This is a genomic window from Cupriavidus sp. C1SS-2L, from assembly GCF_057073735.1.
Genome location: NZ_CP172708.1, coordinates 3,261,659 through 3,273,794, shown reverse-complemented (window position 1 = coordinate 3,273,794; position 12,136 = coordinate 3,261,659). Strand labels below are relative to the sequence as shown.

Sequence of the window (12,136 nt, the reverse complement as noted above, 5' to 3'; positions counted from 1 at the left end):
AGGATTTCTCGCCATGCAATCGGTCATTGCCCAGGCAAAACGTATCGTCGTCAAGGTTGGCTCCAGCCTGGTCACCAACGACGGCAAGGGATTGGACTACGACGCCATTGCGCGCTGGGCGGCGCAGATCGCAAAGCTGCGTTCGATCGGCAAGGAAGTGGTGCTGGTTAGTTCCGGCGCCATTGCCGAGGGCATGCAACGCCTGGGCTGGGTACGCCGACCGCGTGAAATCCACGAACTGCAAGCCGCCGCCGCCGTTGGCCAGATGGGCCTGGCGCAGGTCTACGAAAGCCAGTTCGGCCGCTATGGCATCCGCACCGCGCAGGTGCTGCTGACCCACGCCGATCTGGCCGACCGCGAACGCTACCTGAACGCACGTTCCACGCTGCTCACGCTGCTGTCTCTCGGCGTCGTGCCGATCATCAACGAGAACGACACCGTGGTTACCGACGAAATCAAGTTCGGCGACAACGACACGCTTGGCGCGCTGGTCACCAACCTGATCGAAGGCGATGCGCTGGTCATCCTGACCGACCAGCGTGGGCTCTACACCGCTGATCCGCGCAAGGACCCGAATGCCGAGTTCGTCGACGAGGCGCTGGCCGGCACGCCCGAGCTGGAGCAGATGGCGGGCGGCGCCGGTACATCGATCGGCCGGGGCGGCATGCTGACCAAGATCCTCGCGGCCAAGCGCGCGGCCAAGTCAGGCGCGCACACGACCATTGCGTCTGGCCGTGAGGCCAACGTGCTCGAACGCCTGGCAGCCGGTGAGGCCATTGGCACGCAACTGCTGGCGCCGACCGGCCGCCTGACCGCGCGCAAACAGTGGATGGCAGATCACTTGCAGCTGCGCGGCCGCGTGGTCATCGACGCCGGCGCCGTCGAAAAGCTGACCAGCGGCGGCAAGTCACTGCTGCCGATCGGCGTGGTCGAAGTGCAGGGCGAGTTCGCGCGCGGCGAGGTAATTGCCTGTGTCGGCGCGGACGGGCGCGAAGTGGCGCGCGGCATCACCAACTATTCGAGCGCCGAGGCCCGCCTGATTGCGCGCAAGCCGTCGTCGGAGATCGAGTCGGTGCTCGGCCACCTGAACGAACCCGAACTGATCCACCGGGACAACCTCGTGCTGGTCTGAGCCGGCATCACGCCGCAAAAGAAAAGGGCGACGCCGAGGCATCGCCCTTTCTGCATTCAGCCGGCTGGCATTCAGCGACGGTGCGGTGCGCTGTCCTTCAGGTCGCGGACCATTTTCTCCGGCGTACCGGCCACGGTGCGGCCTTCGCAGAAGAAATCCGTCGCCAGCGTCGCCGCATAGGCGTTGCGCGCCGAAGTCTGCATGCGGATCCAGCTGTCGCGAGACTCGCCGCGGTTCACTTCCCATTCCTTGGCACCTGCCGGGAGCGTCGCGTAGATCCGCCGCTCGAAGGCGTCGCAGCGCAGGCCTTCGTAATTCACGTTGCGCGCACCCGTCGAGCTGCTGATCACCACCGTGAACCGCACCACCTTGTCGTTGCCGACCGACACCGACTTGCCGTCCACCTCGAACGTGAGATTGCCGGTGCCGTTGACCGAGAACGGAATCAGGTTCGCATCCTGCGGCAGCGCTGGCAGAATGGCCTCTTCTTCCTTGAAGGTCTTGGGCTCGAACGGATTGATCCACTTGGATTCTTCTTCGGGCATTTCCTTGCCGGTGGTCTTGCAGCCTGCCAGTGCCAGGCAGGCGGCGGCAAGCAACAGGCCAGCAGCGGTCAGGCCGCCGCGGCGGCCCAGGCCGGTAACACGATTCATCAGGACTCCGTCGGGTTGGGGGCCGGCGTAGCCGGCAAAACTGCATCGCTTTCCACTGCCTGCACCGCTTCCGCTGCCGGTGCAACAGGCGCGACCTGCGTGACGGGCTGCAGCGGCCGGCGCTGCGCCAGCGTGGGCGGCTGGCCGGGCTGCTGCGCATACCGCTGCCCGCTGCCATGGCGGCCGTGATGCACGCCGTACGGGCTCAGCGGCACGCGCGGATTGCGGTTCAGGAAGCGCGACAGCTCTGTCAGTGCAAGCTGGTACACGTCGCGCTTGAACTCGATGACTGCCTCCAGCGGCACCCAGTAGTCGCTCCACCGCCAGGCATCGAACTCGGGATGCTCCGTGGCGCGCAGGTGTACGTCACAGTCCCTGCCTGCCATGCGCAGCAGGAACCATATCTGCTTCTGGCCCCTGTAATGGCCGCGGATCTCGCGGCGGATGAACTTGTCCGGCACCTCATAGCGCAACCAGTCGCGCGTGCGACCGACGATCCTGACGTGCTCCGGTAGCAGGCCGATCTCCTCATGCAGTTCGCGATACATGGCCTGTTCGGGCGTTTCGCCGTACTTGATGCCGCCTTGCGGAAACTGCCAGGAATGCTCGCCGATTCGCTTGCCCCAGAAAACCTCGTTTCGTGCGTTGATGAGGATGATGCCGACGTTCGGGCGAAAGCCTTCACGATCGAGCATGACTGCACCTCGAATCCTTTAGAATTATGTCGATTATAAAGGATGCGCGCGGCCCGGCTCAGGCGGGGTGCTGCTGGTTTTCCCCGAGCGGGAAGGGCAGTTTCAGGCAGTTGCCGGCGCGTTCCAGTCGATTATGCGCGGCATGGCTGCCGCCAATTCACCGGGATTTACCGGTTTCCAGAGAAGACATTCGGATGAAAGCCTCGCAATTTTTCATTTCCACCCTGAAGGAAGCCCCCGCCGACGCGGAAATCGTGTCGCACAAGCTCATGATGCGCGCGGGCATGATCAAGAAGCTCGGCGCCGGCATCTACAACTACATGCCGGTGGGCCTGCGCGTGATCCGCAAGGTGGAAAACATCGTCCGCGAGGAAATGAACCGCGCCGGCGCCGTGGAACTGTCGATGCCCGTGATCCAGCCGGCCGAGCTGTGGCAGGAAACCGGCCGCTGGGACAAGATGGGCCCGGAGCTGCTGCGCCTGAAGGATCGCCACGAGCGCGACTTCGCCGTGCAACCGACCTCCGAGGAAGTCGTGACGGACATTGCGCGCAGCGAAATCCGCAGCTACAAGCAGCTGCCGGTCAATTTCTACCAGATCCAGACCAAGTTCCGCGACGAGCGCCGTCCTCGCTTCGGCATCATGCGCGGCCGCGAATTCACGATGAAGGATGCGTACTCGTTCGACCGTGACGCCGAGGGCCTGAAGAAGTCGTACGAGAATATGTACGACGCGTACGTGCGCATCTTCCAGCGCTTCGGCCTGGAATTCCGCGCCGTGGCGGCCGACAACGGCGCCATCGGCGGTTCGGGCTCGCACGAATTCCACGTGATTGCCGACACCGGCGAAGACGCCATCGTCTACTGCCCGACGTCCGACTACGCCGCCAACATGGAAGCCGCCGAGGCGCTGCCGCTGGTGGCCGAGCGTGCCGCGCCGACCCAGGCGCTGGAAAAGACCTTTACTCCGGAAAAGGTCAAGTGCGAGCAAGTGGCCGAGTTCCTGGGGATCCCGCTCGAACGCAACGTCAAGTCGATCGTGCTGGCCAAGGACACCGAGGCCGGCGCAGAGATCTGGCTGCTGCTGATCCGCGCCGACCACGAGCTGAACGAGGTCAAGGCTTCGAAGGTGCCGGGCCTGGCTGACTTCCGCTTCGCCACCGAAAACGAGATCGTCGACGCGTTCGGTTCGCCCCCGGGCTACCTGGGCCCGATCGACATGAAGAAGCCGGTCAAGGTCGTGGCCGACCGCACCGTCGCCAACATGAGCGACTTCTGCTGCGGCGCGAACTATCGCGACTACCACTTCACCGGCGTCAACTGGGGCCGTGACCTGCCCGAGCCGATCGTTGCCGACCTGCGCAACGTGGTGGCCGGGGACGCCTCGCCGGACGGCAAGGGCACGCTGGAAATCTGCCGCGGCATCGAAGTGGGCCACGTGTTCATGCTCGGCACGCGTTATTCCGAGTCGATGAACGCGACCTTCCTCGACGAGAACGGCAAGACCCAGCCGATGCAGATGGGCTGCTACGGTATCGGCGTGACCCGTATCCTCGGCGCCGCCATCGAGCAGAACTTCGACGAGCGCGGCATCATCTGGCCCGCCGCCATTGCCCCGTTCGAGGTCGTGGTGTGCCCGGTCGGCTATGACCGCTCCGAAGCCGTCAAGGCCGAGGCTGACCGCATCCACGCCGAGCTGCTGGCTGCCGGCGTGGACGTCATCATTGACGACCGTGGCGAGCGCCCCGGCGTGATGTTCGCCGACTGGGAACTGATCGGCGTGCCGCACCGCGTGGTGGTGGGCGACCGTGGCCTGAAGGAAGGCAAGGTCGAATACCAGGGCCGCCGCGACGCGCAGGCGACGCAAGTGGCCGTGGCCGACGTGGTCGGCCACGTACGCGGCCAGATCGGCAAGTAAGCCCATGCGCGCGGCCCGTCTGGTTCGCACGGCCGGCAGCCTGCTGCTGGCCTTTGCCGCCACTGCCGCGCAGGCTGGCGCGCAAAAGGAAGAAGATCTGGCCGATTCGGTGCGCGGCGCGCTGGCTGCGGCCATTGCCGACTCGCGCCCGGTGCGGCCGGTCTTTGCCACCGGCGGCGAACGGCTGGCCTACCTCAAGTGGCTCGGCGAAATGTCGCATCGGCTCGAAGGCCGCATCCCCGAGCCGCAGATGCGCGTGGAGCTGATCGAAGCCGCGTACTACGAAGCCAAGCGCGCCGGGCTCGAACCCTCGCTGGTGCTGGGCCTGGTGCAGGTCGAAAGCAACTTCCGCAAGTACGCGATCAGCTCGGTCGGCGCGCGCGGTCTGATGCAAGTGATGCCCTTCTGGGTCCGCACGATCGGCGACAACGACCCGCGCAAGCTGTTCCACCTGCAGAGCAACCTGCGCTACGGCTGCACCATCCTGCGCCACTACCTGGACCGCGAGCAGGGCGACCTGTTCCTGGCGCTCGGCCGCTACAACGGCAGCCGCGGCCGTCCTGAATACCCGAACGCGGTGCTGGCCGCGTGGAAGCGCTGGCAGTATTCGGAAGCCACGGTTACCGTCGCGGGCGACCCGGAGAACGCGCCGACCCGTCCGCGCAAGCTGCTGCCCGAGGCGCCCGCGCGTAACCCGTTCTCGCCGCAGCGCCTGGCCAATCCGTCATGACTGTCGACACGCGTCCGGCCGTGGGCAATCCGGGCTATGCCACCTCGTCGCCCGAGCTTGAGCGCTGGCTGGCGCGGCATATTTCCGAGGGCTTTGGCGCCGAATCGCTTGTGCTTTCCATGCTGCGGTCTGGCTATGACGCCGCGTTCGCGCGCAGCGCCGTGGCCACGGCAATGGGCCATCGTCGTCCCGATGCGTCGGCTACTCAACCCGCGCCACGTCTCGCCCGGCGCGAAGTTCCCGTGCTGTTTTCCCTGCAGTCGCCGAGCATCCGTCTGTACCAACACTTGTTGAGCGATGCCGAGTGCGATGCGCTGGTCGAACTCGCACGCGGACGCCTTGCGCGTTCGCCGGTGATCAACCCGGATACTGGCGACGAAAACCTGATCGATGCGCGCACCAGCATGGGTGCCATGTTCCAGGTGGGCGAGCACACGCTGATCCAGCGCATCGAAGACCGCATCGCCGCCGTGCTCGGCGTACCCGTCGACCATGGGGAAGGCTTGCAGATCCTCAACTACAAGCCGGGCGGGGAATACCAGCCGCATTTCGATTTCTTCAATCCGAAGCGCCCCGGCGAGGCACGCCAGCTCCGCGTAGGCGGCCAGCGCACTGCGACGCTCGTGATCTACCTGAACACGCCGCAGGCGGGCGGCGCAACGGCGTTCCCGCGCATCGGCCTGGAAGTGGCGCCGGTCAAGGGCAACGCTGTGTACTTCAGTTATCTGCAACCCGACGGCAAGCTCGACGAACGTACGTTGCACGCCGGCCTGCCGGTGCAATCGGGCGAAAAATGGATCGCTACCAAGTGGCTGCGTGAGCACCCATATCGCGCAGGCGCATAACGACCGGCCCGCTGTACGGCGCACTGCCGTCACGGAAGAATTTCGCGAAACTGTACCGGTACTGTACTGTTAGCTGTGACTAGACTGGCAGCAATCCCCCATATTCAGCGGTTGCGTGCCATGGCTTTCCCCGATCTTGTCGCTGGTTCTGGCGTCTTTCTCGCGTTTTCTGCATTCGCCCTGGTGTCGTCGATCACGCCCGGTCCCAATAACACCATGGTGCTCGCCTCCGGCGTGAATTTCGGATTCACGCGGACGATTCCGCATCTGCTAGGCATCAGTAGCGGCTTTTCGCTGATGGTCGCGCTGGTAGGTCTTGGGCTTGGCTCGATGTTCTCGCACTGGCCATGGACGTGGCAGGTGCTTCGGATCGCGGCCGGCGCTTATCTGGTCTGGCTCGCATGGAAGCTTGCTACCTCAGGCGGCCTGCAGGATCGACAGGTCGCGCGCCCGATGGGTTTCCTGCAGGCGGCCGCGTTCCAGTGGGTCAACCCAAAGGCTTGGGTGATGGCGGTAGGCGCGTGCAGCACCTATGTGCTGCACGGCAATGTGTGGCTGAACGTGGCGTTGATGGCGGGCATCTTCGCCGTTATCAACCTGCCGAGCGTGGCGATGTGGGCCGTGTTTGGCTCGGCCCTGCGCCGCTGGCTGTCGCAGCCGCGCGTGCTGCGCGTGTTCAATGTGGGGATGGCGTTGCTGCTGCTGGCGTCGCTGTGGCCGATTCTGGGGGCACACCACGCCGGCTGACGGGCGCTTACATCAGCGCCCGAATCGTCCCCAGATTCCGCCAGTATCCCTTCGCGTCCATCCCGCAACCAAACACATACCGGTCCGGCACCTGGAAGCCGCAGAAATCCGGATGCATCGGCTTGAGCTTGGTCAGCGTTTTCTCGCACAGCACCGCGGCGTGGAATTCCTTGGCGCCCATATCCATGATGCGCTGGCGGATGGCCGCCATGGTCTCGCCTTCGTCGAGGATATCGTCGAGCACCAGCACCACGCGATCCCTGACGGATTCACGCGGCGCCACGCGCCATTGCATCTCGCCGCCCACGGTCTTGTTGTTGTAGCGGGACAGGTGGATGTAGTCGAATTCCAGCGGGAACTGCAGCTTGGGCAGCAGCATGCCGGTGAACACCACCGCGCCGCCCATCACAGACAGCACCAGCGGGAAGGCATCGCCCATCTTCGCGGTGATGTCTTTCGCCATGCGGTCCAGCGATGCCTGGACTTCCTGGGCGCTGACGATTTCCTCGGAGTTGGCCCACAGTTCGCGGGCCTGTTCAGCGGTCATCATGATGTCTTTCCTGTTCTTGTCTCTTGCGGGGTAGGGCAGGTAGGGAGCGCGGCGCCGATCAGCGGTTGAAAAGGCCCTTCATGCCGCCCTTCATTGCACCCATCTGGCGCATCATCTTCATCATGCCGCCGCCCTTGAGCTTCTTCATCATGCCTTGCATCTGGTCGAACTGGTTCAGCAGGCGGTTCACTTCCTGCACCGGCACGCCCGCGCCCGCGGCAATGCGGCGCTTGCGGCTGGCCTTGATCAGCTCGGGCTTGGCGCGCTCGGCGGCAGTCATGCTGTTGATGATGCCTTCCATGCGGCGCACCTGCTTTTCCGCCTGATCCATATTGGCGCCCTGGGCCTGCTGCGCGAACTGCGCGGGCAGCTTGTCGACCAGGCTGCCGAGGCCGCCCATCTTCTTCATCTGGCCGATCTGGGCCTTGAAGTCTTCCAGGTCGAAGCCGCCAGTCTTCTTGATCTTCTTGGCCAGCTTCTCGGCGGCGTCCATGTCCACGCCGCGCTGGGCTTCCTCGACCAGTGCGAGGATGTCGCCCATGCCCAGAATACGCTGGGCCATGCGGTCGGGGTAGAACGGCTCCAGGCCGTCGAGCTTTTCGCCGACGCCGACGAACTTGATCGGCCGGCCAGTGACATGGCGCACCGACAGCGCGGCACCGCCGCGCGCATCGCCGTCCAGCTTGGTCAGCACCACGCCCGTCAGCGGCAGGGTGTCGTTGAAGGCCTTGGCCGTGTTGACCGCGTCCTGGCCGAGCATGGCGTCGACCACGAACAGCGTTTCGGCCGGCTTCAGCTCGGCGTGCAGCGCGGCGATTTCCTGCATCATCGCCTCGTCGATACCGAGACGGCCCGCCGTATCGACGATCAGCACGTCGTGGTAATGCTTGCGCGCCCAGTCCACCGCCGCGCGGGCGATGTCGACCGGCTTCTGGTCGGGCTGGGACGGGAAGAATTCGGCGCCGACCTGTTCGGACACCGTCTTCAGCTGGGCGATAGCTGCCGGACGGTACACGTCGCACGAGACCGTCAGCACTTTCTTCTTCTTGTTCTCTTTAAGCCACTTGGCCAGCTTGCCGACGGTGGTGGTCTTGCCGGCGCCCTGCAGGCCTGCCATCAGGATGATGGCGGGGGGCTGCACGGCCAGGTTCAGCTCCGCACCCTTGCCGGAGATGGCTTCCTCGCCGCCGATCACCGTGGTCAGCTCGCGCTGCACCACGCCGACCAGGGCCTGGCCCGGGGTCAGGCTCGAGACGACGTCCTCGCCCATCGCCTTTTCCTTGACGCGGGCAATGAAGTCGCGGACGACCGGGAGCGCCACGTCGGCCTCGAGCATGGCCAGGCGCACTTCGCGCAGCATTTCGGCGGTATTGGCCTCGGTCAGGCGGGCCTCGCCGCGCATGGTCTTGACGACCCGCGCCAGGCGTTGAGTGAGATTGTCCAGCATGGCAGGAATGGGGGAAGAAAGGGCTGTGTTGCGGCCTTTGTTACCGCGTTAGCCGCCCGCCACTGGCAGGAGGCACTAAGGTAAACTGCGCAAATGGTCATTGTACTGTATGCCCTGACGGCACTTCTCTATTGCGGCCTGGCCTTCCACGGCTGGGTGACGCGCAATCCCCGGCTCGCCGCCGCCGGTGGCCCCGCTGGCGGCGCGGCGTCGGCTGTACTGACGGCCAACGGCGGCCCTGCGGGCGTCGCGGGAGGACGCGGCGAGGCGCAGCCGGGCTGGTGGCACCTGCTGATGGCGGCCGTGCTGACCAGCCACGGCATGCTGCTGCATGAAACCATCTTCCCGGCCGACCGCATGATGTTCGGCTTCGCCTTCGCCCTCTCGGCCATGCTGTGGCTCGGCGTGGGAATCTACTGGATCGAAAGCTTCTTCTTCTCGCTGGCCGGCTTGGGACTGATCGTGATCCCGGTGGCTCTCGTCGCCAGCCTGATGCCGCTGGCCTTTCCGGGCGCGCAGATCCTGGGCTATGCCGCGCAGCCGCTGTTCAAGCTGCATTTCATCATCGCCAACGTCGCCTATGGCTTGTTCACGCTAGCGGCGTTCCACGCGTTCCTGATGCTGATGGCCGAGCGCCGCCTGCACGGCTTCAAGCACACACCCGCGCGTCCGGGCAATGGCACGGCCAAGGCGCCGGCCAACGAGTGGCTGGGTCGCTGGCTGGACCTGCTGCCGCCGCTGCTGACGCTTGAAAAGCTGCTGTTCCGGCTCATCGGCGCCGGCTTTGTGCTGCTGACGCTGACCATCGCCTCCGGCCTGTTGTTCTCGGAGGAACTATTCGGCCGCGCGTTCCGGCTCGACCACAAGACCGTGTTCGCGCTGATTTCGTGGGCGATGTTCGGCGGCATCCTGGCCGGGCGGCACTTCCGCGGCTGGCGCGGCCGCGTGGCGCTGCGCTGGGTCATTGCCTCGTTCGGCATCCTGCTGCTGGCCTACGTCGGCAGCCGCTTCGTGATTGAAGTGATCCTGCACCGGCTCTGAGACCGCCATGGCAAGAATCTTCATTCTGCTGGCCGTGGTGCTGGGGGTGTTCTGGTGGCTGCGCTCGCGCGCCGAAGCGCAGCGCGAGCAGACTTCCCGCGCGGCTCGCCCGACGCCTGCACCGCGTGACGACCACGCCGAGACCATGGTCCAGTGCGCCCATTGCGGCGTGCACCTGCCGAAGAGCGAGGCCATTGCCTGGCGCGGCCTGCATTACTGCCGGCGCAGCCACTTGCCCGACGACAGCGGCGACCGCGCATGAGCACGGCGCGGCCGACGATCACCGCCCGGCACGCCCCGTGGCTCGGCTTTGCCCAACTGTGGCGAGCGCCCGAGCCGCCTGATTTCCACTGGCGCCTGCTGCGCTATTTCTGCTGGACCCGCGTGGCCGTGGGCCTGCTGTTGCTGGCCTTCACCATCATGCAGCGAGGCGCGGATACGCACGGCGTGTCGCTCGTGCTGCCGTTCCAGCTCACCTTGCCCGCCCACACGACGGCGGCCATGCAACTGGCCATCCCTTACCTTGGCATCGCGCTCGCCATGCTGGCGGGCACGTTGTGGCGCAGGCGTTTCCATTTGCGCGTGCGGCTGCAGGTGCTGGCCGATCTGGCCATGCTTGGCCTGATCTACGAGATGCTCGGCCGCAACGGCCATGCCGATGGCCTGGCGATGATCTTCCTGCTGCCGGCGCTGGAAGCCGGCGCGCTCACCAGCCTGCTGTTCGCGCTGTTTGCCGCCTCGCTCTCGGCGCTGGTGATCATGGCGCACCCGTTCATGCAGACCATCCTGCTGCGCCAGGCCGATGCCGGCCTGCTCGGCTCGGGCCTGTACGGGCTGGTGTTCATGATCGCGGCGCTGCTGATGTATATGCTGGCCTACCGGCAGGTCGCGCAGGAAAAGATCGCGCTCGCGCGCGAGCAGGAGCTGCGCCTGCAGCAGCTAGTCAACCGGCTGATGGTCAACGACATGCAGGATGGCGTGATGCTGGTGCGCGCCAATGGCATGGTCGTGGCCGCCAACCCGGCCGCCGTGGTGCTGCTGGGCGTGCAGCCGCATGAGCGCGTCTATTCGCGCCGCGGCCGCGAAGGCGAGGGCGACGAAGGTGGCCAGGCCGCGCTGTTCGACCTGCGCCGCATTCCGCGCCTGCAGCCGCTCATGGAAATGCTGCGGGACTGGCTGCGCAGCAAGGACGATGTGCCCCGCATCCTGCAACTGCTGCCCATCGTCTCGCGTCCGGCGCCGCCCGCCGGCGGCACGCTGCACACGCGGCTGCGCCTGCGTTTCGTGCTGCCGGGGCTGGCCGGGTTGCGTGCCACCGTGGCAAGCACCTCGACGATGCCATCGAACCTCGACACGGCCGCCTGGAACGAACTGACGCCCGAAGCCGCCGCGCGCCTGCGCCTGGCCATTGCCCAGCAGGAAGCCATGGCCTGGACGCCCGACGACGAGGCGCTGCTGCGCAGCGAGATGCGCGACACCGTGCTGGTCCACATCGAGAGCTGGGAACGCATCGCCGAACAGGTCCAGCAGGAAAAGCTCGCCGCCATGGGCCGGCTGGTGGCCAGCGTTGCGCACCAGATCCGCAACCCGCTGGCCGCGATCAGCCAGGCCAGCGAACTACTCGGCGACGGCGCCAGCATGGGCAGCGGCGGCGGCGTGGAGTCCGATGTCGATGCGCGCCTGCTGCGCATCATCCATGACAATGTGCGCCGGCTCGACCAGGTCGTGTCAGACGTGCTGCAGATCTCGCGCCGCCCGCGCACGGGCCGCAGCACCGTGCACCTGGCGCAGGCGCTGCCCGAGATCGTCGACCGCTGGCGCCTGGAAATGCGCTTGCGCGTGCCGCGCGGCGGTGACACGCGCCAGCCCGGACGCGGCGAGATCAATGCGAATGCCATCCGGCTCACGGTAGACGTGCCGCAGCAGGTTGTCTTCGATACCTCGCAGCTCCAGCAGGTGCTTGGGAACCTGCTCGACAACGCATGGCGCTATTGCAGCCGCCTGCCGGGCGCCATCCGCCTGCTCGCGCATGCGCTGGACCAGCACCATGCCGAGCTGATCGTCTGGAACGACGGCACGGAGATTCCGCGCGAGCACCAGCGCAGCCTGTTCGAGCCGTTCTTTACCAGCAATGCACAGGGCACCGGGCTCGGCCTGTTCATGGCGCGCGAGCTATGCGGCGCTAATGACGCGCAGGTCCGCTACGGCACCATCGCACTCGACGACCTGCTCGCGCGCACCGGACTGCTGGCTGCGCCGCGCGATACACTGCCTGCCAAGGCCTTCGTGCTGACGCTGCGCATCGACACCGGCGATGCGGCGCCGGCCCGAGGCGCCGATCCGCTTGTCCACCGAAACTCCGCCTCCGATACGTAGCTCC

12 protein-coding genes are annotated in these 12,136 nt (G+C 66.0%); 8 read left to right on the top strand and 4 right to left on the bottom strand.

Going from position 1 to position 12,136, the window contains the following annotated elements:
• Window positions 1–13: 13 nt before the first annotated feature.
• The gene (proB, locus tag ACIGJG_RS15155; RefSeq protein WP_011299100.1) at window positions 14–1,132 is read left to right on the top strand and encodes a glutamate 5-kinase; all 1,119 of its coding nucleotides are present in this window, start codon (window positions 14–16) and stop codon (window positions 1,130–1,132) included.
• Window positions 1,133–1,203: 71 nt separating this feature from the next.
• Here proB and ACIGJG_RS15150 read toward each other — a convergent pair whose 3' ends face one another.
• Together ACIGJG_RS15150 and ACIGJG_RS15145 are read right to left on the bottom strand one after the other, a co-directional pair.
• Complete coding sequence (locus ACIGJG_RS15150) at window positions 1,204–1,785, bottom strand: CNP1-like family protein (RefSeq protein ID WP_011299099.1); 582 nt, start codon at window positions 1,783–1,785, stop codon at window positions 1,204–1,206.
• Entirely contained in the window at window positions 1,785–2,480 is a 696-nt protein-coding gene (locus ACIGJG_RS15145; protein WP_011299098.1) for an RNA pyrophosphohydrolase, read from the bottom strand. Before ACIGJG_RS15145 ends, ACIGJG_RS15150 begins: the two co-directional genes overlap by 1 nt.
• Window positions 2,481–2,674: 194 nt before the next feature.
• Between ACIGJG_RS15145 and ACIGJG_RS15140 the strand changes: the two genes are divergently transcribed.
• From ACIGJG_RS15140 to ACIGJG_RS15125, 4 genes are all read left to right on the top strand, one after another.
• Window positions 2,675–4,396, top strand: a complete 1,722-nt coding sequence (locus ACIGJG_RS15140) for a proline--tRNA ligase (protein WP_011299097.1) — start codon at window positions 2,675–2,677, stop codon at window positions 4,394–4,396.
• Window positions 4,397–4,400: 4 nt separating this feature from the next.
• Entirely contained in the window at window positions 4,401–5,126 is a 726-nt protein-coding gene (locus tag ACIGJG_RS15135) for a lytic transglycosylase domain-containing protein (RefSeq protein WP_011299096.1), read from the top strand.
• Entirely contained in the window at window positions 5,123–5,971 is an 849-nt protein-coding gene (locus tag ACIGJG_RS15130) for a 2OG-Fe(II) oxygenase (protein WP_011299095.1), read from the top strand. Before ACIGJG_RS15135 ends, ACIGJG_RS15130 begins: the two co-directional genes overlap by 4 nt.
• Before the next feature lie 120 nt (window positions 5,972–6,091).
• Window positions 6,092–6,718, top strand: coding sequence for a LysE family translocator (locus ACIGJG_RS15125; protein ID WP_140952262.1), 627 nt, complete (start codon window positions 6,092–6,094; stop codon window positions 6,716–6,718).
• A 7-nt stretch (window positions 6,719–6,725) separates the two neighbouring features.
• Here ACIGJG_RS15125 and ACIGJG_RS15120 read toward each other — a convergent pair whose 3' ends face one another.
• Together ACIGJG_RS15120 and ffh are read right to left on the bottom strand one after the other, a co-directional pair.
• Window positions 6,726–7,268 (bottom strand): hypoxanthine-guanine phosphoribosyltransferase, encoded by a 543-nt coding sequence (locus ACIGJG_RS15120; RefSeq protein ID WP_011299093.1) that lies wholly within the window; start codon window positions 7,266–7,268, stop codon window positions 6,726–6,728.
• 58 nt (window positions 7,269–7,326) lie between these two features.
• Complete coding sequence (gene ffh, locus ACIGJG_RS15115; RefSeq protein ID WP_011299092.1) at window positions 7,327–8,715, bottom strand: signal recognition particle protein; 1,389 nt, start codon at window positions 8,713–8,715, stop codon at window positions 7,327–7,329.
• 93 nt (window positions 8,716–8,808) lie between these two features.
• Here ffh and ACIGJG_RS15110 point away from each other — a divergent pair, with 93 nt between their 5' ends.
• From ACIGJG_RS15110 to ACIGJG_RS15100, 3 genes are read left to right on the top strand one after another with little or no spacing between them, the layout of a single operon-like run.
• A complete protein-coding gene (locus tag ACIGJG_RS15110; RefSeq protein WP_483672501.1) occupies window positions 8,809–9,756 on the top strand; it encodes a cytochrome C assembly family protein in 948 nt (315 codons plus the stop codon).
• Window positions 9,757–9,763: 7 nt separating this feature from the next.
• A complete protein-coding gene (locus ACIGJG_RS15105; RefSeq protein WP_011299090.1) occupies window positions 9,764–10,018 on the top strand; it encodes a PP0621 family protein in 255 nt (84 codons plus the stop codon).
• Window positions 10,015–12,132: a sensor histidine kinase gene (locus tag ACIGJG_RS15100; protein ID WP_011299089.1), complete on the top strand. Its 2,118-nt coding sequence runs from the start codon at window positions 10,015–10,017 to the stop codon at window positions 12,130–12,132. The genes ACIGJG_RS15105 and ACIGJG_RS15100 overlap by 4 nt, the downstream gene beginning before the upstream one ends.
• Window positions 12,133–12,136 lie beyond the last annotated feature (4 nt).

Bases quoted from the DNA above. Each gene is read 5' to 3' on its own strand.
- ACIGJG_RS15140 (WP_011299097.1), top strand. From the start codon at position 2,675: ATGAAAGCCTCGCAATTTTTCATTTCCACCCTGAAGGAAGCCCCCGCC.
- ffh (WP_011299092.1), bottom strand. From the start codon at position 8,715: ATGCTGGACAATCTCACTCAACGCCTGGCGCGGGTCGTCAAGACCATG.
- ACIGJG_RS15130 (WP_011299095.1), top strand. From the start codon at position 5,123: ATGACTGTCGACACGCGTCCGGCCGTGGGCAATCCGGGCTATGCCACC.
- ACIGJG_RS15125 (WP_140952262.1), top strand. From the start codon at position 6,092: ATGGCTTTCCCCGATCTTGTCGCTGGTTCTGGCGTCTTTCTCGCGTTT.
- ACIGJG_RS15120 (WP_011299093.1), bottom strand. From the start codon at position 7,268: ATGATGACCGCTGAACAGGCCCGCGAACTGTGGGCCAACTCCGAGGAA.
- ACIGJG_RS15105 (WP_011299090.1), top strand. From the start codon at position 9,764: ATGGCAAGAATCTTCATTCTGCTGGCCGTGGTGCTGGGGGTGTTCTGG.
- ACIGJG_RS15145 (WP_011299098.1), bottom strand. From the start codon at position 2,480: ATGCTCGATCGTGAAGGCTTTCGCCCGAACGTCGGCATCATCCTCATC.
- ACIGJG_RS15110 (WP_483672501.1), top strand. From the start codon at position 8,809: ATGGTCATTGTACTGTATGCCCTGACGGCACTTCTCTATTGCGGCCTG.
- ACIGJG_RS15100 (WP_011299089.1), top strand. From the start codon at position 10,015: ATGAGCACGGCGCGGCCGACGATCACCGCCCGGCACGCCCCGTGGCTC.
- proB (WP_011299100.1), top strand. From the start codon at position 14: ATGCAATCGGTCATTGCCCAGGCAAAACGTATCGTCGTCAAGGTTGGC.
- ACIGJG_RS15150 (WP_011299099.1), bottom strand. From the start codon at position 1,785: ATGAATCGTGTTACCGGCCTGGGCCGCCGCGGCGGCCTGACCGCTGCT.
- ACIGJG_RS15135 (WP_011299096.1), top strand. From the start codon at position 4,401: ATGCGCGCGGCCCGTCTGGTTCGCACGGCCGGCAGCCTGCTGCTGGCC.